At 49.7% G+C, this 20,605-nt stretch carries 21 protein-coding genes; 10 read left to right on the forward strand and 11 right to left on the reverse strand.

All coding sequences use genetic code 11. The annotated features are described in order from the left end of the window. Positions 1–31 precede the first annotated feature (31 nt). The 7 genes from nqrF to bolA all read right to left on the reverse strand — a co-directional run bounded on the left by nqrF (position 32) and on the right by bolA (position 6,612). A complete protein-coding gene (gene nqrF, locus BZG84_RS04615; RefSeq protein WP_077479416.1) occupies positions 32–1,255 on the reverse strand; it encodes an NADH:ubiquinone reductase (Na(+)-transporting) subunit F in 1,224 nt (407 codons plus the stop codon). A 31-nt stretch (positions 1,256–1,286) separates the two neighbouring features. Beyond that, a complete protein-coding gene (gene nqrE, locus BZG84_RS04620) occupies positions 1,287–1,883 on the reverse strand; it encodes an NADH:ubiquinone reductase (Na(+)-transporting) subunit E (protein ID WP_069587439.1) in 597 nt (198 codons plus the stop codon). Positions 1,884–1,889: 6 nt separating this feature from the next. After that, complete coding sequence (locus tag BZG84_RS04625) at positions 1,890–2,522, reverse strand: NADH:ubiquinone reductase (Na(+)-transporting) subunit D (RefSeq protein ID WP_069587440.1); 633 nt, start codon at positions 2,520–2,522, stop codon at positions 1,890–1,892. Next, on the reverse strand, positions 2,515–3,318 hold the full coding sequence (locus BZG84_RS04630) for a Na(+)-translocating NADH-quinone reductase subunit C (RefSeq protein WP_077455572.1): 804 nt from the start codon (positions 3,316–3,318) through the stop codon (positions 2,515–2,517). Before BZG84_RS04630 ends, BZG84_RS04625 begins: the two co-directional genes overlap by 8 nt. Beyond that, positions 3,308–4,549, reverse strand: coding sequence for an NADH:ubiquinone reductase (Na(+)-transporting) subunit B (locus tag BZG84_RS16165; RefSeq protein WP_069587442.1), 1,242 nt, complete (start codon positions 4,547–4,549; stop codon positions 3,308–3,310). Before BZG84_RS16165 ends, BZG84_RS04630 begins: the two co-directional genes overlap by 11 nt. A 3-nt stretch (positions 4,550–4,552) precedes the next feature. Then, positions 4,553–5,893 carry a Na(+)-translocating NADH-quinone reductase subunit A gene (locus BZG84_RS16170; protein WP_108743592.1) on the reverse strand — a complete coding sequence of 447 codons (1,341 nt, stop codon included), beginning with the start codon at positions 5,891–5,893 and terminating at the stop codon, positions 4,553–4,555. Positions 5,894–6,303: 410 nt separating this feature from the next. Then, entirely contained in the window at positions 6,304–6,612 is a 309-nt protein-coding gene (bolA, locus tag BZG84_RS04640) for a transcriptional regulator BolA (RefSeq protein ID WP_077479418.1), read from the reverse strand. A 193-nt stretch (positions 6,613–6,805) separates the two neighbouring features. Between bolA and BZG84_RS04645 the strand changes: the two genes are divergently transcribed. From BZG84_RS04645 to BZG84_RS04675, 7 genes are all read left to right on the forward strand, one after another. Beyond that, positions 6,806–7,933 (forward strand): methyltransferase, encoded by a 1,128-nt coding sequence (locus tag BZG84_RS04645; protein WP_232111986.1) that lies wholly within the window; start codon positions 6,806–6,808, stop codon positions 7,931–7,933. Positions 7,934–7,952: 19 nt separating this feature from the next. Further along, entirely contained in the window at positions 7,953–8,522 is a 570-nt protein-coding gene (locus BZG84_RS04650) for a YajG family lipoprotein (protein WP_069587446.1), read from the forward strand. A 2-nt stretch (positions 8,523–8,524) separates the two neighbouring features. Further along, complete coding sequence (locus BZG84_RS04655) at positions 8,525–9,085, forward strand: peptidylprolyl isomerase (protein ID WP_077479420.1); 561 nt, start codon at positions 8,525–8,527, stop codon at positions 9,083–9,085. Between the two features lie 21 nt (positions 9,086–9,106). Next, positions 9,107–10,498, forward strand: coding sequence for an AmpG family muropeptide MFS transporter (locus BZG84_RS04660; protein ID WP_077479421.1), 1,392 nt, complete (start codon positions 9,107–9,109; stop codon positions 10,496–10,498). Between the two features lie 215 nt (positions 10,499–10,713). After that, the gene (locus BZG84_RS04665; RefSeq protein ID WP_077479422.1) at positions 10,714–11,529 is read left to right on the forward strand and encodes a nucleoside-specific channel-forming Tsx family protein; all 816 of its coding nucleotides are present in this window, start codon (positions 10,714–10,716) and stop codon (positions 11,527–11,529) included. Between the two features lie 108 nt (positions 11,530–11,637). Next, positions 11,638–12,525 carry a 2-dehydropantoate 2-reductase gene (locus tag BZG84_RS04670; protein ID WP_077678002.1) on the forward strand — a complete coding sequence of 296 codons (888 nt, stop codon included), beginning with the start codon at positions 11,638–11,640 and terminating at the stop codon, positions 12,523–12,525. A gap of 2 nt (positions 12,526–12,527) precedes the next feature. Continuing rightward, on the forward strand, positions 12,528–13,130 hold the full coding sequence (locus tag BZG84_RS04675) for a DJ-1 family glyoxalase III (protein WP_077479424.1): 603 nt from the start codon (positions 12,528–12,530) through the stop codon (positions 13,128–13,130). A gap of 56 nt (positions 13,131–13,186) precedes the next feature. Here BZG84_RS04675 and thiI read toward each other — a convergent pair whose 3' ends face one another. From thiI to pomA, 3 genes are all read right to left on the reverse strand, one after another. Beyond that, the gene (gene thiI, locus BZG84_RS04680) at positions 13,187–14,635 is read right to left on the reverse strand and encodes a tRNA uracil 4-sulfurtransferase ThiI (RefSeq protein WP_077479425.1); all 1,449 of its coding nucleotides are present in this window, start codon (positions 14,633–14,635) and stop codon (positions 13,187–13,189) included. Positions 14,636–14,792: 157 nt separating this feature from the next. Next, positions 14,793–15,728: a flagellar motor protein MotB gene (locus BZG84_RS04685; protein WP_077661866.1), complete on the reverse strand. Its 936-nt coding sequence runs from the start codon at positions 15,726–15,728 to the stop codon at positions 14,793–14,795. Positions 15,729–15,771: 43 nt separating this feature from the next. Further along, on the reverse strand, positions 15,772–16,533 hold the full coding sequence (gene pomA / locus BZG84_RS04690; RefSeq protein ID WP_077479427.1) for a flagellar motor protein PomA: 762 nt from the start codon (positions 16,531–16,533) through the stop codon (positions 15,772–15,774). Positions 16,534–16,755: 222 nt separating this feature from the next. Between pomA and xseB the strand changes: the two genes are divergently transcribed. Genes xseB through dxs form a run of 3 tightly spaced genes read left to right on the forward strand, consistent with a single transcriptional unit; the run spans position 16,756 to position 19,801 of the window. Continuing rightward, on the forward strand, positions 16,756–17,001 hold the full coding sequence (gene xseB / locus BZG84_RS04695) for an exodeoxyribonuclease VII small subunit (RefSeq protein WP_069587455.1): 246 nt from the start codon (positions 16,756–16,758) through the stop codon (positions 16,999–17,001). After that, positions 16,994–17,893: a (2E,6E)-farnesyl diphosphate synthase gene (gene ispA, locus BZG84_RS04700; protein ID WP_077479428.1), complete on the forward strand. Its 900-nt coding sequence runs from the start codon at positions 16,994–16,996 to the stop codon at positions 17,891–17,893. The genes xseB and ispA overlap by 8 nt, the downstream gene beginning before the upstream one ends. A gap of 27 nt (positions 17,894–17,920) precedes the next feature. After that, the gene (gene dxs / locus BZG84_RS04705; RefSeq protein WP_077678003.1) at positions 17,921–19,801 is read left to right on the forward strand and encodes a 1-deoxy-D-xylulose-5-phosphate synthase; all 1,881 of its coding nucleotides are present in this window, start codon (positions 17,921–17,923) and stop codon (positions 19,799–19,801) included. Between the two features lie 85 nt (positions 19,802–19,886). Here dxs and upp read toward each other — a convergent pair whose 3' ends face one another. Continuing rightward, on the reverse strand, positions 19,887–20,513 hold the full coding sequence (upp, locus tag BZG84_RS04710; RefSeq protein WP_069587458.1) for a uracil phosphoribosyltransferase: 627 nt from the start codon (positions 20,511–20,513) through the stop codon (positions 19,887–19,889). Between the last annotated feature and the right edge of the window lie 92 nt (positions 20,514–20,605).

The following is a 20,605-nucleotide window of genomic DNA, read 5'->3' on the forward strand; positions in this document are numbered from 1 at the left end:
GCCATTAAAAGGTAAGTCACACGTTGCGATCTTAGCCGCCGAAGTCATCCAGAAGGATGTTTTCGTCTTCAACACCTAAGTCTTTCAGCATACCGATAACGGCTGCGTTCATCATTGGTGGACCACACATGTAGTATTCACAGTCTTCTGGCGCTTCATGATCTTTGAGGTAGTTCTCATAAAGCACGTTATGGATAAAGCCTGTGTAACCATCCCAGTTATCTTCTGGTAGTGGGTCTGACAGTGCGCAGTACCACTTGAAGTTATCGTTCTGCTCTTGAAGCATATCGAAATCTTCAACGTAGAACATTTCACGCTTAGAACGTGCACCGTACCAGAAGGTGATCTTACGATCTGAGTTCAGACGTTTAAGTTGGTCAAAGATATGCGAGCGCATTGGTGCCATACCGGCACCACCGCCGATAAAGACCATTTCAGCGTCGGTATCTTTCGCGAAGAACTCACCGAACGGCCCTGAGATCGTACACTTATCACCCGGCTTCAGTGACCAAATGTAAGACGACATTTGGCCTGGTGGCACATCAGGGTTACGTGGTGGTGGCGTTGCCACACGCACGTTCAGCATGATGATGCCTTCTTCTTCAGGGTAGTTCGCCATTGAGTAAGCACGGATGATTTCTTCATCCACTTTTGACTCATAGCGGAACAAGTTGAACTTCTCCCAGTCTTCGCGGTATTCCTCAGGAATATCAAAGTCTGAGTACTTAATGTGGTGCGCTGGCGCTTCAATCTGAATATAACCACCTGCACGGAAAGGTACAGACTCACCGTCAGGTATACGCAGCTTCAGCTCTTTGATGAAAGTGGCTTTGTTGTCGTTAGAAATAACTTCACAATCCCACTTCTTCACGCCAAAAATTTCTTCTGGCAATTCGATCTTCATGTCTTGCTTTACAGCAACCTGACATGACAGACGCTCACCTTCACGTGCTTCACCTTTGGTGATGTGATCAAGCTCGGTTGGCAGAATATCACCGCCACCTTCTTTGATTTTTACGCGGCACTGGCCACATGAGCCACCACCACCACAGGCAGAAGAAACAAACACACCAGCACCGGCCAGTGCACCAAGCAGTTTACCGCCTGGCTGAGTAACGATCGCCTTTTCAGGATCGTTATTGATATCAATTGTGACGTCACCGGTTGGTACCAGCTTGGACTTGGCGAACAAAATCACCAATACCAGCGCCAGTACAATCAGAGTAAACATCACTACACCAAGAATAATGTCCATTGACTATTCCTTTTCTCGCAGTTTACCCGGCTTACAGTTGCACACCAGAGAAAGACATAAAGCCCAATGCCATCAAACCAACTGTGATAAAGGTGATCCCCAAACCACGCAGTGCTGGCGGCACGTCTGAATATTTCATTTTCTCACGGATACCCGCTAGGGCGACGATGGCTAGCATCCAGCCCACCCCAGAACCGAAGCCGTAAACCACTGACTCTGCGAAGTTGTAATCACGCTGAACCATGAATGATACGCCACCGAAGATGGCACAGTTCACCGTAATAAGCGGCAGAAAGATACCCAGCGCGTTGTAAAGCGGCGGGAAGAAGCGGTCGAGTACCATCTCAAGAATCTGTACCAACGCCGCGATAACGCCGATGAAGGTAACAAAGTTCAAGAAACTCAAATCGACGCCTTTCACCAGCGCGTCTTCACGCAGAACCAAGTTGTACACCAAGTTGTTAACCGGCACTGAGATGGTCAGTACCACAACCACGGCCACACCCAGACCAAATGCGGTTTTTACTTTCTTGGATACGGCCAAAAAGGTACACATACCAAGGAAGAATGCCAGCGCCATGTTCTCGATGAAGATAGAGCGCACTAGCAGGCTCAAATAATGTTCCATGTGCTATTACTCCTTCGCTTCAACTTGTTCAGGTTTGAAGGTACGCACAATCCAAATCAAAAAGCCGATGAGGAAGAATGCAGATGGGGCCAGAAGCATCAAACCGTTTGGCTGATACCAACCCCCTTCATTGACCACAGGTAGAATAGACACACCAAACACTGAGCCAGAGCCCAGTAGCTCACGGAAGAACGCGACTGTCATCAGCACAAAACCGTAGCCCAGTGAGTTACCAATACCGTCAATAAATGATGGCAATGGCGACGACTTCATCGCATACGCCTCAGCACGACCCATCACGATACAGTTGGTAATGATAAGACCAACGAATACGGACAGCTGCTTAGAAATGTCGTACACGAACGCTTTCAATGTTTGGTCAACCACGATTACCAACGACGCGATGATCGCCATCTGAACGATGATACGTACGCTGTTAGGAATGTGGTTACGGATCAAAGAAACACACAGGTTTGACATCGCCGTTACGAACATCACCGCCAACGTCATGACAAATGCCGTTTGCATCTGTGTGGTCACCGCCAACGCCGAACAAACACCGAGGACCTGTAAGGCAATCGGGTTATTGTCCAGTACCGGTGACAGAAGGTTTTTCTTCAGTTCTTTAGCTTCAGCCATCGATCAGGCCTCCCTCGCGAACTTTTGCTAGGAATGGACCAAAGCCCATGTCACTTAGCCAGAAGTTAAACTGGTTCTGAACACCATTACTGGTTAGAGTCGCTCCCGACAATGCATCGATACCGTGCTCACTACCTTGAGGAGCGCCGCCTTTAACGATGCGAATTGCTGGCTCGCCCTGCTCGTTGAATAGCTTTTTGCCATCCCACTGTGCGCGCCATTTCGGGTTTTCAACTTCACCACCTAGCCCTGGTGTTTCACCTTGCTCGTAGTAAACGATGTCAGCAACTGTATTACCGTCGGGTTCTACCGCTACGAATGCGTACATCATGCTCCAAAGACCGGAGCCATTGACGGGCAAAATCAAACGCTGAGTTTGACCTGCCTCGTCTTTGACTAAGTACACCTTAGCGACGTCAGGACGACGACCGATATCGGCAATGTTTTCATCGCCACTCAGCTTTTTCGACAAGGCCGGATCATTGGCAGCCGCACGCTGATCGTAATCAGCTGCTGATTCAACATTGACCGTCTCAGGGCTAACAAATTCACCGTCGTCTAGGCTGACCAAGCGGGTTTCAATGTACTTGTTGTAAGCATCATTGATCGCACTTTTGCCACCCGTGACATCAATACCAGCCACCGAAAGGATGTTTTTCTGTACGTCTAGCTTTGCATTAATTTGTTGCAAAGGACGTAGCGCTACTGCTGCACCAGACACCACAATCGAGCACACCAAGCTCAATGCGATAACAACGAGCAGCGTCTTTTTAATACTATCGTTACTACTTGCCATTACGAGCCAGTCTCCGTTTGATGTTGCCCTGAATCACCAGGTTATCGAACAGTGGTGCAAACAGGTTCGCGAACAAGATCGCCAGCATCATTCCTTCTGGGTATGCCGGGTTAACCACGCGAATAATCACGGCCATCGCACCAATCAAAATGCCGTACCACCATTTTGCTTTATTGGTGAACGCAGCAGAGACAGGATCCGTCGCCATGAACATCATACCGAACGCAAAACCACCCAGTACAAGGTGCCAATGAGCAGGCATGCTAAACATTGGGTTGGAATCAGAGCCAATCACATTGAACAAGGTTGCCGCGGCGACCATACCGAGGAAGGTACCCAAGATGATTCGCCATGATGCAATGCGCATGTAAACCAGCGCCGCACCGCCAATCAAGATGGCAAGCGTCGATACTTCACCCATTGAACCTGGGATATTACCAATAAAGGCGTCCATCCAAGTCATGGTTTGACCGGTCACGTTGTGCATCAGCGCCATTTCACCGCCGGTTGACCATTGACTCAGTGCAGTCGCACCCGAGAAGCCGTCCGCAGCGGTCCATACCAAATCACCAGAGATTTGAGCAGGATAGGCGAAGAACAAGAATGCACGGCCAGCCAACGCAGGGTTCAAGAAGTTACGGCCTGTACCACCAAAGATTTCTTTTGCAACCACCACACCAAAGGTGATACCCAAAGCGGCTTGCCACAATGGCAGCGTTGGCGGAACGATCAGTGCAAAAAGAATCGAGGTCACGAAGAAACCTTCGTTCACTTCGTGCTTACGGATAATACAGAACAGTACTTCCCAGAAACCACCCACGATAAACACGGTGGCATAAATAGGCAGGAAGTAGGTGGCACCCAAGACCATTTTGGTGCCCCAACCTGCACTCGCAAGCGGCCCCGCAATCGCCTCAGTCAGCCAATAGTGCCAGTTCCCTTCAATGATTTGCGCAAGCTGCGCGCCTTCATATAAATGGTTCAGGCCCATAATGGCTTGGTTACCTGTGTTGTACATACCCCAGAACATTGCGGGGAACACAGCAAACCACACCATGATCATGATGCGTTTCAAATCGATGCTGTCACGCACGTGAGCGCCAGCTTTGGTCACCATGCCTGGCGTGTACAAAATGGTCGCGACCGCTTCATACAGGGCAAACCACTTCTCGTGTTTACCGCCTGGCTCAAAGTGTGGCTCGATTTGCTCTAAAAAGTTTTTCAGGCTCATCTGTTACCCTTCCTTCTCAATTTTTTCCAGGCTCTCGCGGAGCATTGGGCCAAATTCGTACTTGCCAGGGCAGACAAATGTACAAAGTGCCAAATCCTCAGGATCTAACTCCAGCGCGCCTAACTGTTGCATACTATCTGTATCACCGGCACAGATATCACGCAGCAGCATAGTCGGCTCGATATCCAGCGGCATTACTCGCTCATAGTTACCGATTGGCACCATGGAACGATCACTACCGTTGGTCGAGGTGGTCATATTGAAAAGTTGGCCTTTAAACAGGTGGCCAAGGTACGCACGGGTCACAGAGAAGCGGTTTTTGCCGGGAGATAACCAACCGAACAGCTCTTTCTCATTACCTTCGCGTAATACAGACACTTGCAGGTGGAAACGGCCAAGATACGCATGAGGACCAGTCGCTTTGGTGCCCGAGAGTACAGAGCCTGAGATAATGCGGCTCTCGCCGGCCATCAACTCACCGTCCGTCAGCTCATCGAGGTTAGCGCCCAGTTGAGTACGTACCAAGCGTGGCTTATTGACCATAGGGCCAGCTAAGGCAACCACGCGATCGGTGTTAAGTTCACCGGTCAGGAATAAATGACCAAATGCAATGACGTCTTGGTAGTTTAGGTGCCATACCATTTTTTCCATACTTGCTGAGCGCAAGTGGTGGATATGGGTACCGACAAGACCAGCTGGGTGAGGACCAGCAAAGACATGCTGCTCAACGTTTGATTGCTTGCTAGTCGGTAACTCTACGTCTGCTTTACAAACGAATACCGTTTTTTCGGTAAGGCGAGAAACCACATCTAGGCCAGCAACGAAAGCCTCTTTTTGCTCATCAATGATCACTTTCGGATCCGCGGCAAGCGGATTGGTGTCCATGGCATTGACAAAGATAGCTTCCGGTACGGAATCAACCGCAGGCGACTTGCTAAAAGGACGAGTACGAAGCGCTGTCCACATGCCAGACTCGACCAGTTGGTCAACAATGACTTGGCGATCTAGCGATGCCAACTGTGAGGCTTCATATTTATTGAACGTGACTTGCTCGTTTCCATCGACTTCAATGACGACAGACTGAAGAACACGCTTGGCACCGCGGTTAACTTCAACCACTTTACCAGCTGCTGGTGCAGTAAATTTCACGCCCGGATTCTTTTTATCTTCAAAAAGAATCTGACCTTTTTTCACTACATCACCCACACGCGCGTGCATGGTGGGGCGCATTCCAACGTACTCTTCGCCAAGCAAGGCGACTTTCTTGACGGCTGGGCCGTCATTTATCACCTGAGTAGGAGTCCCGGCAATAGGGATATCCAAACCCTTTTTTATTGTAATCATACGCACTTGCACTACATTAACGGGAAAAAGAATTCTGTTATTGCGCAGTTAAAGACACGACTTTCGACTGTTTGGCGGCCATGACGGCCCACCGTCGCAACATCCTGCTAACCAAATCGTTACACAAAGGTAGCCTAGGTTAGTCTTTAAGCGCCGTATTCTATCACTAACCCCAGCGTTGATTCTATGGGTATTGTCACTGGAGCGTGGCAATTATCCATACCTGTACAAACAATACTCGCTGTAAGGTCACAGTTTCACTGCTGTTTTTTTGTTCACCTTAGCAGGCAACGTGAATGCTCGCCTGTGCTAACGAAACAAAAACCCCGCGCAGTTACCGCCCACCAATTCGCTCATATTTGTGTAAGAATTTGTTGCCACAACGTGAAAACTCACCATCACCGCTGACGCTATTTTCCCCCACCGCGACAAGCGGGTGAGTCAGGTGCTTGCGCTTGTGACGCCCACTCTTGCGGCGTATAAGTGTGGATCGCCAACGCATGAATATGATGAGCCAATTCATCTGATAGGGTCGTATTCACAGCTCGGTGACGTTGAATTAAACGCTGACCGTCAAATGCCTCTGATACCACCACGACTTTGAAATGGCTCTCTGACCCTTCTGGCACGTTATGCATAAAGCTTTCATTACGCACATCCAGAAAGCTAGGCGAAAATGCCTGCTCTAGCTTCTCGGTGATCTGTGTTTGTATTTTCATTTTGCTTCCCACATTTTACACGGGGAGCACGGGTGCTCTCAGTGTAGATGCTATTGATGATTTTGCGACTTTCGCGGTGGCGTGAGCTTTCAACACCAGAGATGACGCCACGTTTTAAATTGCAGTCTCTGGCTGAGTACGACAATATACCTACTTTATCTAGCGCGACGCAAAAACTCCGATGAAGACTGAAATGACGACGCCTGCGGGCCAGCCATTAATACTCCACCGTTACCCCCGACGTAAAAACGAAACGCTGCAAGCGTTCGATGCAGCCGACGAATACTTGATTGAGCACGTGGCTGAGTTGTCATTACCGGCCGGTGCGCGTGTGTTGATCATCAATGATCACTTTGGCGCGCTAAGCTGCTGGGCGTCACAACAAGGCTATGACACGATTCAAGTCAGTGATTCTGTGGTGGCACAACAAGCAACTGTCCAGAATTTAGCCGCCAATGCCCTGCCTAGCGTCGTCCAATTAACCAGCTTAGAGCCGCTGCCAGAGCGCGTCGATGTGGTGCTATTACGGATCCCGAAAAGCACACGCATGTTGTCATGGCAATTACAACAACTTGCCGCAATCACCGATTCGTCCATTCCCGTCATCGCTGCGGCGAAGACCAAAGAGATTCACACCTCAACGTTAAACCAGTTTGAGCACCAGCTCGGCAACACAGTGACCTCACTGGCGAAGAAAAAAGCACGCTTAGTATTTTGCACGCCGCGTGACGACAAACCCGAGTTAATCGACCAGCTACATACGTTCGATGTGCCTGATTACGCCATGACACTGGCGAATTTCCCCAATGTATTCTCTGCGCAAAAACTGGATATTGCGGCGTATTTGATGTTACCGCACATTCCGAGTGAACCCGGATTAAAAAGGATTGTCGATCTAGGGTGTGGTAATGGTGTGCTTGCCTTGCAAGCGGCTCGAAACAATCCAAATGCCTTTATTCATGCCGTTGACGAGAGCCATATGGCGGTCGCATCGGCGCAACGTAACCTTTTAGCGCATCACATTGCGCCTACTCGCTTTCAGTGTGAAGCGCGGGATTGTTTGAGCGAGTTTGCACACCATGATGTGGACTTGGTGATGTGTAATCCACCATTCCATCAACAACAAGCCATTACCGATCATATTGCTTGGCAAATGTTTTGTGACGCAAAACGTGTTCTGACCAATCATGGCCGCCTTTTAGTCATCGGAAACCGACATCTCGGCTATCATGCTAAGTTAAAACGCCTTTTTGGTAATGTCTCCGTCATTGCGTCGAATAAAAAATTCGTTATTCTTCAAGCAGTACACGCCCAACATTAAGTAAAGGATGCTGAACACAATGAAAAAACTGCTCGTTGCCGCTGCCGTGCTTATCCTAGCAGGCTGTTCATCGCCGCGTGATCCGCAACTAACTATCGCGCCCAAACCCGCCACCTCAAACCAACAGCAAGTGAATAACTTGCCTGTAGTTGTGAAAAGCCGTGATCTGCGTACCGCCCAGTTTGTGGCTGTCATTGACAGTGGTCGCTCTAACGTGAAGCCCCTGCATGCTAGCCAGAATCTGCGCGTTGTCTTAGAAGATACCCTTTCTCGCCAACTTTCTTCGCAAGGCTTCCGTGTAGTGGCGAATGGCCCGGGAACACTGCGCCTCGATATTCTTGATGCCCTCGTGCGTGTAAAACACACAGTGTTTAAGCACAATATGGAAGCATCGGTCCAGCTTCAGCTGGTCGCTGAATCTCCTGATGGTCGCTTCGTGAAGCGTTACACTGGCAAATCAACCCAAGAAGGGATCAGCAGCGCATCGCCTGATGATATCGAAATGGCCCTAAACAACTTGCTTGAGGCGGTGCTGCAAGATATTGCCAACGACGAGCAGTTGCTTAAGCACATGAAAGAGCACTTTTAATCATGCGTACCTTCTGCATGATGTGCATGCTTGCGTTGGCTGCATTGCCAGCGCAGGCGGAAGTGTTGGTGAAGGTGGATACAACGCTCGGCGCATTTACGCTCAGTCTTGATGAGCAAAAAGCGCCCAAAACCGTGGCTAATTTTCTCCGTTATGTTGATGATGGCAGCTATGTTGGCTCTATATTTCATCGCGTGATCCCGGGGTTCGTAGTACAAGGTGGCGGGTTTGATAAAGACCTTGAACGCCTGCCGGTATATGACACGGTTGATAACGAATCCACCAATGGCTTAAGTAACCGGCGCGCCACAATTGCGATGGCCAGAACCAATGACCCCGATTCGGCTACGCGTCAATTTTACATTAATATCAATGATAACGGCTTTCTAGACGCCACGCCCAACAAGCTTGGCTATACCGTTTTTGGTCATGTAGTTGAAGGCTTTGTCACGGTGCAAAACATTTCATCTCAATCAACCGTGACGATCCCAAGCAAGCGGATGCAAGACGTACCACAACAACCCATTGTGATAAATAGCATCTCTCGAATATCTTCTCAGTAGCTGACAGACAGGCTTGCGATCATGTTATCTAATCTTAAAGGGGCGCTTGCGCCCTATGCCGACCGCCGACTCCTTTACGTGTTCTTGATGGGCTGTTGTAGCGGCTTTCCTTGGGTGTTAATCGGCTCCAACTTAAACGGCTGGCTCGCGGATGAAGGGCTCTCTCGCACCGCTATTGGTCTATTCGGCTCGGTGTTTGTGCTGTATGCGGTGAACTTTCTCTGGGCGCCTTTGATCGATAGACTCAAAGTGCCCATGCTTAATGAGCGCTTCGGACAGCGCCGCAGTTGGATATTGCTCACCCAAGCGCTGATTCTGATCGCAACCTTAGCCTTATCTCAACTTAATTTACACGGCTTGACGGCCATCGATCCTTGGGTGACTACTGTGGTGCTTTCATCGCTGATTTTTGCGATTGCACTAGCCTCTGCCACCCAAGATGTCGCCATTGATGCCTTTCGCATTGATAATTTTGCTGAGCATGAAACCGATAAATTCCCACTTGCTTCAGCCATGTCGGTCATAGGATGGTGGACGGGGTATTCAGTGCCCGGTTACATCGGTTTTATCAACGCTGACGCCATCGGTTGGAATCAAGTGTATGTGATTATGGCAGGTTTCGTAGGCTTAATGTTACTGGCAACCTTGTACGTAAAGGAGCCTGCCAGTGACCGCGACCAACGCCAAGATGCCGCGACCCGTTACTATCTAGGGAAAGGATACAGCAGTGCACGCACTTGGTTAGCAGTGACTGTGTTTGAACCTTTTGCCGAGTTTTTCCGCCGCAACGGTGTAAAAGTTGCGTTAGCCATTCTGTTGTTTGTTTTTCTCTTTAAGATTGGCGAGGCCTTTTTGGGCCGCATGTCGATTGTCTTTTACAAAGATGTTGGCTTCAGCAATGAGCAAATTGGCTACTATTCCAAACTCATTGGTTGGGGGCTGACGGTGGTGTACACCTTAATCGGTAGCTACATTAACTTGCGCTTTGGGGTGATCAAAGGCCTGTTTATTGGCGGTGTAGCTATGGCCTCCAGTAATTTGATGTTTGCTTGGCTTGCCGTGGTGGGGCCAGACGAGCACCTGCTGCTAGGCGCGATACTGGTGGATAACTTCACCTCGGCTTTCGCCACTATTGCCTTTGTATCTTTCTTGACCTTCTTAACTGGGCGAGCTTTTTCCGCCACTCAATACGCACTGCTTGCATCCTTGGGTAACCTTGGCCGCACCTCTCTTGCATCGTTCAGCGGTATGATGGTGGACTGGCTAGACAGCTGGTCAACATTTTTCGTAATAACCTCATTAATGGTGATCCCAGGTCTAGTCATGCTGATCTATATTGGTAGACATTTTAGAAAACAATCATCGCATCATGACGCCTCTTCTGGACAATGCCTAAAAACCCGGCAGGACTAGCTTTCAACCATCACAGCGGAGTGCAAAAAATTGCGCTCTGCACCCCATTAATTTGTAATTAAGATCACATAAAAATGACATGTAATCGGATACATGCCATCTTCAGTCACATCTATAATTCTTGTCTACATTTGTTACATTCTATGCAGTGAACTTAATCAATATACTGCCTCCATTGAATTCAACGGTTACACACTTAAGCAGAGGCAGTCACCATGAAAAAGTCCCTACTCGCACTTGCCGTCATGGCAGCTAGCGCGGCACCTATCGCCAACGCAGCTGATTACTCAGACGATATCTATAAAAACGATCATAAATGGCTTCAGTTTAACGCCATGTATGCCATCAACGAGAAACCTCAGTTCGGTACTGACACCGATAAGGATCATAATTACCTCGAGATGGAATTTGGCGGCCGTAAGGGCGTGGTTGATCTCTATGGCTATGTGGACATCTTCGATCTTGCCGAAAGCGATAGCGACAACAACAATAAAAAAGGCGCGCCTAAAGCCTTTATGAAGCTAGCACCACGCTTCTCAATTGACGGCATCACCGGACAAGACTTGTCGTTTGGCCCTGTACAAGAAGTCTACTTTTCAACTCTGTTTAACTGGGGTGGTGGCGATAGTGACACTAACAACTCGTTCTGGGGTGTCGGTGCCGATGTTGAACTGCCTTGGTTTGGCAAAGTAGGCATGAACCTTTACGGTTTGTATGACATCAACAAAAAAGATTGGAACGGTTACCAATTCTCGACCAACTGGTTTAAGCCTTTCCACTTCTTTGACAATGGTAGCTTCCTGTCTTATCAAGGCTATATCGATTACCAGTTCGGTGCCGATGACACTTTCAAAGGCAACAGCCAAGCGACCCACGGCGGCGCGATGTTTAACGGCCTATATTGGCACTCAGACAACTACGCCCTCGGTTATGGCCTTAAAGCCTATAACGATGTCTACTTGATTGAAGATGGTGGCACAACGGAAAGCTCAGGTATTTCCCACTACCTAAGCGCCACCTACAAGTTCTAACTGACTGCGCCGGCCTCTCGGCCGGCGCTTTTTTTCTCCCCAACTTGTTTCTCTGTCTTGCTCCTGCCTCGTGATAAACTATGCACTTTTAACCGCTCTGAGCTTGTCATGAACATAACTTTTATCGGTGCAGGCGCAATTGGTACTTTGTGGGCAACCCAATTAGTGCAAGCCGGTCATCGCGTGCAGGTGATCACCCGCAAAGGCACGGAAGTGTGTCGGCAATTGGTACTCGACAGCCATACCGTAACGGTCCCCGCTAACCAGCCACAAGCCATTACCGATTGCGATCTATTAATGGTGTGTACCAAGGCTTATGACGTCATGCATGCCTTGCAACCTCTCATCGAGCAGCTTCATCCCGATACAATCATCGTCTTAATGCACAATGGGATGGGACCGCATGCGCAAATCAACACGCTAGTGAGCCCGTCGCAACCTTTATTGCTCGCCACCACGTCACACGGCGTCTTTAGCCCCTCTCAAGGGAGCTATCAGCATACCGGCCACGGAGAGACTTACATCGGCGCGGCAAATCAGGCAGGTCAGCAGTGTGCCTTTGTCGCCGAAGTGTTAGATCATGCCTTATCGCCAGTGCACTGGCACGAAGCGATTATCCATCAGCTATGGCATAAGCTGGCGGTTAATTGTGTGATCAATCCACTCACCGCGATTCATCAAGTGAATAACGGAGCATTGTTATCTGCCGACTACCAAGACACCATCCAGTTACTTTGCCAAGAACTTGCCCGTGTAATGCAGGCTGACGGAATCGCTACCCATGCCGAACAGCTAAAAACACAAGCACTGACAGTGGCACGCGCCACCGCAAATAACTACTCATCAATGAATCGCGACTGCTATCATGGCAGAAAGACAGAGCTTGAACAGATCACAGGCTATTTACTGGCTCGAGCGGCACATCATCAGATTAAGGTGCCTACTCATCAGGCGCTGTATGATGCCGTAAAGCAACGTGAGGTACAAAAAGGATAATCATGAAACCGATTAACGTCTTAGTATGCGTGGCACCCGGCAGCGAGGAAATGGAAACCGTCACCGCCATTGATGTGATGAAGCGGGCTGGTTTTTGTGTCACCGTTGCCAGCGCCGACCCTGAAGGTTCACTCACTTTGACCTGTTCTCGTGGCGTACAATTAGTGTGCGATGCACCTTTGGCGAGTGTGGCCGACCAGCCGTTTGATTGCGTCATTTTACCCGGGGGCATTGACGGGGCGCAGTGTTTAGGCGATAGCGCGATCGTGACAGAAATTATCAAACAACAGCAAAGTGACCATGCATGGGTCGCGGCTATCTGCGCGGCTCCCGCGCTTGTCTTGCAGCGCCACCAGCTTTACCCCACCTCTCATATCAGTTGCCACCCCAGTGTCAGCGATCAGATCCCAGAGCAATGGCGCAGTCGTCGCCGTGTGATGACTGATTATGATCACAAGTTGATCACCAGCCAAGGCCCGGGCTCTGCGCTCGAATTTGCCATTGAGATTGTTCACGTCTTGGCAGGGAAAGCTCTGGCTTGGCAGGTTGCCGAACCTATGGTCCCCCTCCCAAACTTGCAGTACGAGAAAAAATTCGCCGAATAAAAAACAGGCAGCGAGGCTGCCTGTTTTTCTTTGCTTAAATCGAGCTTTTTTCGCGATTAGCCGCGATAGACTTTGACATTTTCAAAGCCCATATCTTTTAGATACAGCGCTTGAAGGCGGCTCATCACACCACGCTCACAGTACAGCAAGTAGGTTTTGCTTTGGTCTAGGTCGCCAAAGCGGGTCGCTAATTTAAAGAAAGGAATATGAACAACGTCAGTGCCGTCGATGTTCAGTGGCTTTTCCTCTTCGTCATCACTGCTGCGAATATCAATGACAATCGCGCCTTGCTCGGCCTCGTTAACCAGTTCAACCTCGGGGACCTTTTCCTGACTGAGTTTCTCGATATCGCGAATATCCATCACCGAGGCATTGTTAACCACTTGCTCCAGTAACGCGAAGTCAAATTTCGCTTCCTCGGCCTCAAGTTTGGCTTTCTCGGCTTTAATCGTCGGGCTTTTTGAAATCACACCACAGAATTCAGGCATGGTTTTAGCGAAGTCTTCAGTGCCGATTTTACGGGCTGTCTGGATTATGTCTTCTTTATCCCAGTTGATCAGCGGACGCAAGATTAACGTGTCCGTCACGTTATCAATCATACGTAAATTGGTCAGGGTTTGGCTCGATACTTGTCCCAATGCTTCGCCGGTGACCAGAGCTTGAATACCGAAACGCTCGGCAACCATGCTCGCCGTACGCATAAACATCCGCTTTAGCACGACTCCCATCTGACCATCATCGATGTTTTCGAGGATACTGGCGACAACCGGCTCAAAGTCGATAGAAATAAATTTCACTTTCGCCGACGAGCCAAACTTGTTCCACAAGAAGTGCGATACCTGCTGCACACCCGTTTCATGGGTTTTGCCGCCTAAGTTGAAGAAGCAATAATGAACCTTGCTACCGCGCTTAATATGCAGGTAGCTAGACACCCCTGAGTCGAATCCTCCGGAGATCAGGCTCAGCACATCTTCTTGCGTGCCGAGAGGGAAGCCACCCAAGCCGGTGTGCCGGTGCTTCACCAAGTTCAGCTTATCGTGGTCCACTTCCATCATTACGGTGACATCAGGCTTTTTCAGCTGTACGCTGGCGCTCGGAACGGCTTGGTTTAATCCTCCCCCCACGTAGCGTTCCACATCAATCGAGGTAAAGTCATGCTTTCCGCGGCGTTTAGCGCGCACGCAAAAGGTTTTGCCTTCGATTTGATGACGAACGCCCGCAAGGGTGAGCTCATAGATATGGTGTAAATCATTAAATAATGTTTGCTCAACCTCAAGCACCGTCTGCACGCCAGGTGTGTTGGTTAACACATCCAGTACAAGCTGACGCTCGTTTGGTTGTTTTAACGTCACCTCAATGTGATCCCTACGGTTATATACTGCCGTATTATCTGTCCGGCGCTTTAAAATATTACGAATATTGCATTCGAGGATTTTTGTAAAACGCTTTCTGACAGACTCACTTTTGACGATCACCTCAGGGTGTATTTTAACGATAAACTTCATAACCGGTTCGATACAGCTGGAAACAAGGTCGCGGATTATACAATAACCACGCCCTAGCTGAAACCGGGCATTGTTGTGTCTGAGCAAAAGTGAAAAATCTGACCGTAATAAACGTTTTTAATCAGTCCATTACGGTCAGAATCCAGCTGAATCTGGCTTATGGGGTAGGTGCAGCCGCGTTGTCGGCCGATATTTCATCCGAGAAACTGGGTTTTCCTTGGATCACAGCAATTTCCACACGGCGATTGGCCGCGCGGTTATCTGGCGAGTTATTCGGCGCTCGCGGCTGAGTATCCGCCAGCCCTTCCACTTTCATACGCAAGTGGTTGAAGCCGGGCACCTCTTCCATTTCTTGTGCCACCGATACCGCACGCTGCGCGGATAAATCCCAGTTGGAGCGGTATAGCTCCGATTCCAAAGGTGTGCTGTCCGTGTGGCCTGACACTTTGATTTCACCGGGCACATCTTTCACCAGTTCCGCAATTTGACGTACCATGGGGCGGAATTTGGGTTGCAAAAAGGCTGAGTTCTGCGGAAACGCGCCTTTCTCACGAATACGGATCACCAGTTGTTGACCCAAGTTTTCAACTTCAACGGCCCCTTCTTCGATTTCACGTTCTAGCGCCTGCACAATCATTTTTTGCAACTGTTCCATTTGCTGCTGACTTTGTTGCTGCTCCAGTTGAGAAGCAACCTGTGCACTGGTGCCTCCCTCCATATCCGACGCAGTGCGTTGTGAGCCTCCTGAACGGTCCGACTCCCCTTCTTGGAAATTGAGTGTTCGTTGGGTCATATCGATGGTTTGCTGCATGATCACTTCAATAGGAGTCGGCTCTGGTCGCCCGGGACGGAACTCTTGCGCAATCACACTGGTGCCTTTGGGAATGTCTTTGACTTCCAAAACATTTTGTACCCCGAAGGCAAACTTCATCGACCCTGCTATCTGCTTAAACTTCAAAACGTCCATCTCAGAAAAGGACAGCAAAAGTACGAAAAAGCACATCAGCAGTGACATCAGGTCAGCGAACGTCCCCATCCACGGCGGCAAGCCGGGCGGTGGACATTTGCATTCCTCTTCTTCTTGTTGTGCCATCTAGACTCCTTACCCACGGATCACTGGCGTGAGCGGCCAATGCTTAATTATCAACATCCACTTCACGTTTGCTCTCGTTGAGGTAGTTTTTCAAAAATCCGTCGATAACACGTGGGTTTTGCCCATCCTGAATGGCCAATAAGCCATCCATAATTAAGCGCCGATTCAGTTTTTCTTGCCCTTTACGCAACGCGAGCTTGTTAGCGATAGGTGTTGCGACCATGTTGGCGAGCATGGCGCCGTACATAGTGGTCAACAAGGCCACGGCCATCGCAGGACCTATGGCTTTCGGGTCATCCATATTAGAGAGCATCGCCACCAGACCAATCAAGGTCCCGATCATCCCCATTGCCGGAGCAACATCGGCTAACGCCGCGTAAAAACTGATCCCGTGGTCATGCCGCTCTTCGGTTAGGTTGATGTCTTTTTGCAAAGTGGCCCGCACCACATCCGCATCATGCCCATCCACCAGCAAATCAACCCCTTTTTGCATAAACGAGTTACTAACTTCCATCTCTTCCAACGCCAAAAAGCCGCCTTTACGGGCGGCATCTGCCATTTCAATAATCTTTGCAATCAAGTCTTCCGGGTCATCCGACTTAAACATGAACGCCTTGCCTGCAATCTTAAAGCAAGCAAAGAACTGCCCCATGGTGTATTTGGTCAACACCACGAAAAGACTGCCCCCGATAACAATCAGTACGGACGGCACGTCGAAATACATGTTCATGGTGCCGCCCAACAGCATGGCCATAATGACGAATGCGAACGAGCCTATAATGCCGATGAGCGTCGCTATATCCACGTCAGTCTCCCTTAGATTACATCGGTTCGTTATTATTTGTTTTTGTTGTCTTTGGTTGTATCGGCAACCAATCCTATAGGTTTAGCGCAAATCCGCAAATACCAACAAGCAGAATGCGTGATTTACAAAGCGGCGTTTGGGACACAAAAATCGTCTGATGAATTTGACCCCCTGTCAGCACTGGGTTAACGTCTGCCCCTCCTTCTCTAATTTTATTGCATCATGGCTGTGAAGAAACCAGAAAATATGACCTTTGAGGACACCCTCAAAGAGTTGGATGCGATCGTCGGCGCTTTAGAGACTGGCGATCTCGCCCTTGATACGGCAATGAAGCGCTTTGAGCGTGGTATTGCGCTTGCGCGCCAAGGACAAAAAACCTTAGCAGATGCCGAACAGCGCGTTGAGATTCTGCTTTCTCAAGATGATGACGCGCCACTGACTGAATTTTCGCACGACGACAATGACTGATTCCGTTGTACAGCTCGCGCTGCGGGAGACTCAACACCGCAGCAACCAACAGCTATCGCGTTGGCTAGACACACTCTCTCACCAAGATTTACCGCTTATTAAAGCAATGCGCCACGGCTTACTGCTCGGTGGCAAACGCGTTCGTCCTTTCTTGACCTATGCTACCGGACAATTGTTTGGCGTGCCTATCACTGACTTGGACACGCCCGCTGTGGCGGTAGAGTGCATTCACGCGTACTCTCTGATCCACGATGATTTGCCCGCCATGGATGATGATAGTCTGCGACGAGGTCAACCTACCTGCCATATCGAGTTTGATGAAGCGACCGCCATTCTCGCCGGGGATGCCTTGCAAACTTTGGCGTTTACGGTGTTATCCGAAGGGTCACTCAATCCAAACGCTGAGTCTTACCGTATCGACATGATCAGAACGCTTGCAAACGCCAGTGGCGCCAGTGGAATGTGCCTGGGTCAAGCGCTCGATCTCGCTGCTGAGGGCCAACACGTCGGGTTAGAGGCGTTAAAACAAATCCACCGTAACAAAACGGGGGCATTAATTCGAGGCGCGGTAAGACTGGGGGCTTATGCCGCCGGCGAGAAAGGGGTAATACACCTTGACGAGCTAGATACCTTTGCCAACGCCATTGGCCTCGCGTTTCAAGTGCAAGATGACATTTTAGATATCACAAGCGATACCCAAACATTGGGGAAACCGCAGGGATCGGACATGAGCGCGGATAAAAGCACCTACCCTGCGCTACTCGGTTTACAGGGCGCGCAAGAAAAAGCACAGCAACTTTACCAAGAAGCACTACACGCGCTGCATGCGATCCCCTACAATACCGAACAACTGGAAGTTTTTGCCCGATATATCATCGAGCGCAACAACTAGCATTACCAATAAAAGCGCCGAACCACTATGACACTGGATATATCAAAGTACCCTACACTCGCGTTGGCTGATACGCCGGAAGAGTTACGCACCATTCCGCGTGATCACCTTCCTGAACTGTGTGATGAGCTGCGTACCTACTTACTTAATACGGTCAGCCACTCAAGTGGTCATTTTGCGTCTGGACTTGGCACTGTCGAGCTGACTGTCGCACTCCACTATGTCTATAACACCCCTTTTGATCACCTTGTTTGGGATGTCGGTCACCAAGCCTACCCACATAAAATTTTGACGGGTCGGCGCGAAAAAATGCCGACGATTCGCAAAAAGGGCGGATTGCATCCCTTCCCGTGGCGCGATGAAAGCCCCTACGATGTGTTGTCTGTAGGCCACTCCTCCACATCAATTAGCGCCGCATTGGGAATGGCTATTTGTGCCGAAAAAGAAGGGAAAAACCGCAAAGTCGTTAGTGTGATTGGAGACGGAGCCATCACCGCAGGGATGGCATTTGAGGCGATGAACCATGCTGGGGACGTGAAACCCGACATGCTGGTGATCCTCAACGACAACGAAATGTCGATTTCAGAGAATGTTGGTGCCCTCAACAATCATCTGGCGCAGCTTCTTTCTGGTAATTTGTATACCACCATCCGAGAAGGGGGCAAAAAAGTCCTCTCGGGCGCACCACCAATTAAAGAGCTGGTCCGTCGCGCTGAAGAGCACCTCAAGGGGATGGTTGTGCCGGGGACCATGTTTGAGGAGCTCGGCTTTAACTATATCGGCCCAATCGATGGTCATGACGTGGAAGAGCTGGTTAAAACGCTAAAGAACATGCGTAACCTGAAAGGGCCGCAGTTCTTGCACGTGATGACGAAAAAAGGCAAAGGCTACGCGCCTGCGGAGAAAGATCCGATTGGTTATCACGCCGTTCCTAAATTCGATCCAAGCGTACATACCCTACCGAAATCAAAACCGGCCAGCCCGACATTTTCCAATGTCTTTGGTGACTGGTTGTGTGATATGGCCGAGCAAGACGACAAACTGCTAGCCATTACCCCGGCGATGCGCGAAGGCTCTGGTATGGTGCGCTTTTCCAAGGCGCATCCTGACAAATACTTCGATGTTGCGATTGCCGAACAACATGCCGTCACTCTAGCGGCAGGTATGGCGATTGGTGAGTACAACCCTGTGGTGGCTATCTACTCCACCTTCTTACAGCGTGCGTACGATCAGCTGATCCATGATGTCGCCATTATGAACTTGCCGGTATTATTCGCGATCGACCGCGGTGGCATCGTGGGCGCCGACGGCCAAACGCACCAAGGGGCATTTGATTTAAGCTACCTAAGATGCATCCCGAATCTAGTGGTGATGACGCCAAGCGACGAGAACGAATGCCGTCAAATGCTCTATACCGGTCATATTCATCAGGGCCCGGCCGCGGTTCGCTACCCGCGCGGGGGAGGCATGGGCGTTGATATTGAACGCGATATGCATGCACTCCCTATCGGTAAAGGCGTGCAAAAACGCCAAGGTAAGCGCGTTGCGCTACTTAACTTTGGTACTCTGCTGCCCGGCGCCCTCGCGGCAGCAGAAGCGCTTGATGCAACCGTGGTAGATATGCGCTTTGCCAAACCTCTGGATACCGATTTAGTGGCAGAAATGGCGAAAACGCATGATTGCCTCGTCACTATTGAAGAAAACGCCACCGCTGGCGGAGCGGGAACCGGTGTGATTGAAAGCTTGATGACGCAAGGTGTCATCAAGCCGGTATTGCAAATTGGCTTGCCCGATCGCTTTATTCCACAAGGCACTCAACAAGAATTGCATGCTGAACTGCAATTAGATGGTGAGGGGATCGAAGCGCAAGTACGTGCTTACCTCGATAAAATAGGCCTGTCTTTATAAGACGGAACATTTAGACTAAAAAAGCCCGCGATACTAAGCGGGCTTTTTGATCCGTGATTACGCCATAATCTGGCGATGATGACGATTACTTGGTGCCGAAGATTTTATCGCCGGCATCACCTAGGCCAGGGACGATGTAGCCTTTGTCATTCAGCTTTTCATCGATAGCAGCAGTATAGAGCTCGACATCCGGATGCGCTTTTTTCAAAGCTTCAATACCCTCAGGAGCAGAGACTAACACCAATACTTTGATGTGCTGACAACCTTGCTCTTTGAGCAAATCGATAGTGGCAATCATCGAACCACCCGTTGCCAGCATAGGATCGACCACCAGCGCCATGCGCTCGTCGATATTGCTCGCCAACTTGTGGAAATACGGTACAGGCTCTAGCGTTTCTTCATCACGGTAAATGCCGACCACACTGATACGGGCACTTGGTACATGCTCTAGCACACCGTCCATCATACCGAGCCCTGCACGCAAAATAGGCACCACGGTGACTTTTTTACCTTTGATTTGATCAACGCTGACTGGGCCGTCCCAACCTTCGATGGTCACTTTTTCTGTTTCGAAGTCTGAAGTGGCTTCGTATGTCAGTAGGCTACCCACTTCAGTGGCAAGCTCACGAAATCGCTTAGTGCTAATATCCCGCTCACGCATCAATCCAATTTTATGCTTCACTAACGGGTGCCCGACTTCCACGACCTTCATCTTAGACTCCTTACAAAAAACAAATTCTCGGTAGTATACACGAAAGGGTTTTGCTAGCGTAGATCAAAGGCTTGACATCTCGCTTATTTCCT

The sequence above is a fragment of the Salinivibrio sp. PR932 genome, assembly GCF_001996125.1.
Taxonomy (GTDB): domain Bacteria; phylum Pseudomonadota; class Gammaproteobacteria; order Enterobacterales; family Vibrionaceae; genus Salinivibrio; species Salinivibrio proteolyticus.

Coding starts and splice junctions, on each gene's coding strand:
- nqrF (WP_077479416.1), bottom strand. CDS start 1,255: ATGGACATTATTCTTGGTGTAGTGATGTTTACTCTGATTGTACTGGCG.
- nqrE (WP_069587439.1), bottom strand. CDS start 1,883: ATGGAACATTATTTGAGCCTGCTAGTGCGCTCTATCTTCATCGAGAAC.
- BZG84_RS04625 (WP_069587440.1), bottom strand. CDS start 2,522: ATGGCTGAAGCTAAAGAACTGAAGAAAAACCTTCTGTCACCGGTACTG.
- BZG84_RS04630 (WP_077455572.1), bottom strand. CDS start 3,318: ATGGCAAGTAGTAACGATAGTATTAAAAAGACGCTGCTCGTTGTTATC.
- BZG84_RS16165 (WP_069587442.1), bottom strand. CDS start 4,549: ATGAGCCTGAAAAACTTTTTAGAGCAAATCGAGCCACACTTTGAGCCA.
- BZG84_RS16170 (WP_108743592.1), bottom strand. CDS start 5,893: ATGATTACAATAAAAAAGGGTTTGGATATCCCTATTGCCGGGACTCCT.
- bolA (WP_077479418.1), bottom strand. CDS start 6,612: ATGAAAATACAAACACAGATCACCGAGAAGCTAGAGCAGGCATTTTCG.
- BZG84_RS04645 (WP_232111986.1), top strand. CDS start 6,806: ATGACGACGCCTGCGGGCCAGCCATTAATACTCCACCGTTACCCCCGA.
- BZG84_RS04650 (WP_069587446.1), top strand. CDS start 7,953: ATGAAAAAACTGCTCGTTGCCGCTGCCGTGCTTATCCTAGCAGGCTGT.
- BZG84_RS04655 (WP_077479420.1), top strand. CDS start 8,525: ATGCGTACCTTCTGCATGATGTGCATGCTTGCGTTGGCTGCATTGCCA.
- BZG84_RS04660 (WP_077479421.1), top strand. CDS start 9,107: ATGTTATCTAATCTTAAAGGGGCGCTTGCGCCCTATGCCGACCGCCGA.
- BZG84_RS04665 (WP_077479422.1), top strand. CDS start 10,714: ATGAAAAAGTCCCTACTCGCACTTGCCGTCATGGCAGCTAGCGCGGCA.
- BZG84_RS04670 (WP_077678002.1), top strand. CDS start 11,638: ATGAACATAACTTTTATCGGTGCAGGCGCAATTGGTACTTTGTGGGCA.
- BZG84_RS04675 (WP_077479424.1), top strand. CDS start 12,528: ATGAAACCGATTAACGTCTTAGTATGCGTGGCACCCGGCAGCGAGGAA.
- thiI (WP_077479425.1), bottom strand. CDS start 14,635: ATGAAGTTTATCGTTAAAATACACCCTGAGGTGATCGTCAAAAGTGAG.
- BZG84_RS04685 (WP_077661866.1), bottom strand. CDS start 15,728: ATGGCACAACAAGAAGAAGAGGAATGCAAATGTCCACCGCCCGGCTTG.
- xseB (WP_069587455.1), top strand. CDS start 16,756: ATGGCTGTGAAGAAACCAGAAAATATGACCTTTGAGGACACCCTCAAA.
- ispA (WP_077479428.1), top strand. CDS start 16,994: ATGACTGATTCCGTTGTACAGCTCGCGCTGCGGGAGACTCAACACCGC.
- dxs (WP_077678003.1), top strand. CDS start 17,921: ATGACACTGGATATATCAAAGTACCCTACACTCGCGTTGGCTGATACG.
- upp (WP_069587458.1), bottom strand. CDS start 20,513: ATGAAGGTCGTGGAAGTCGGGCACCCGTTAGTGAAGCATAAAATTGGA.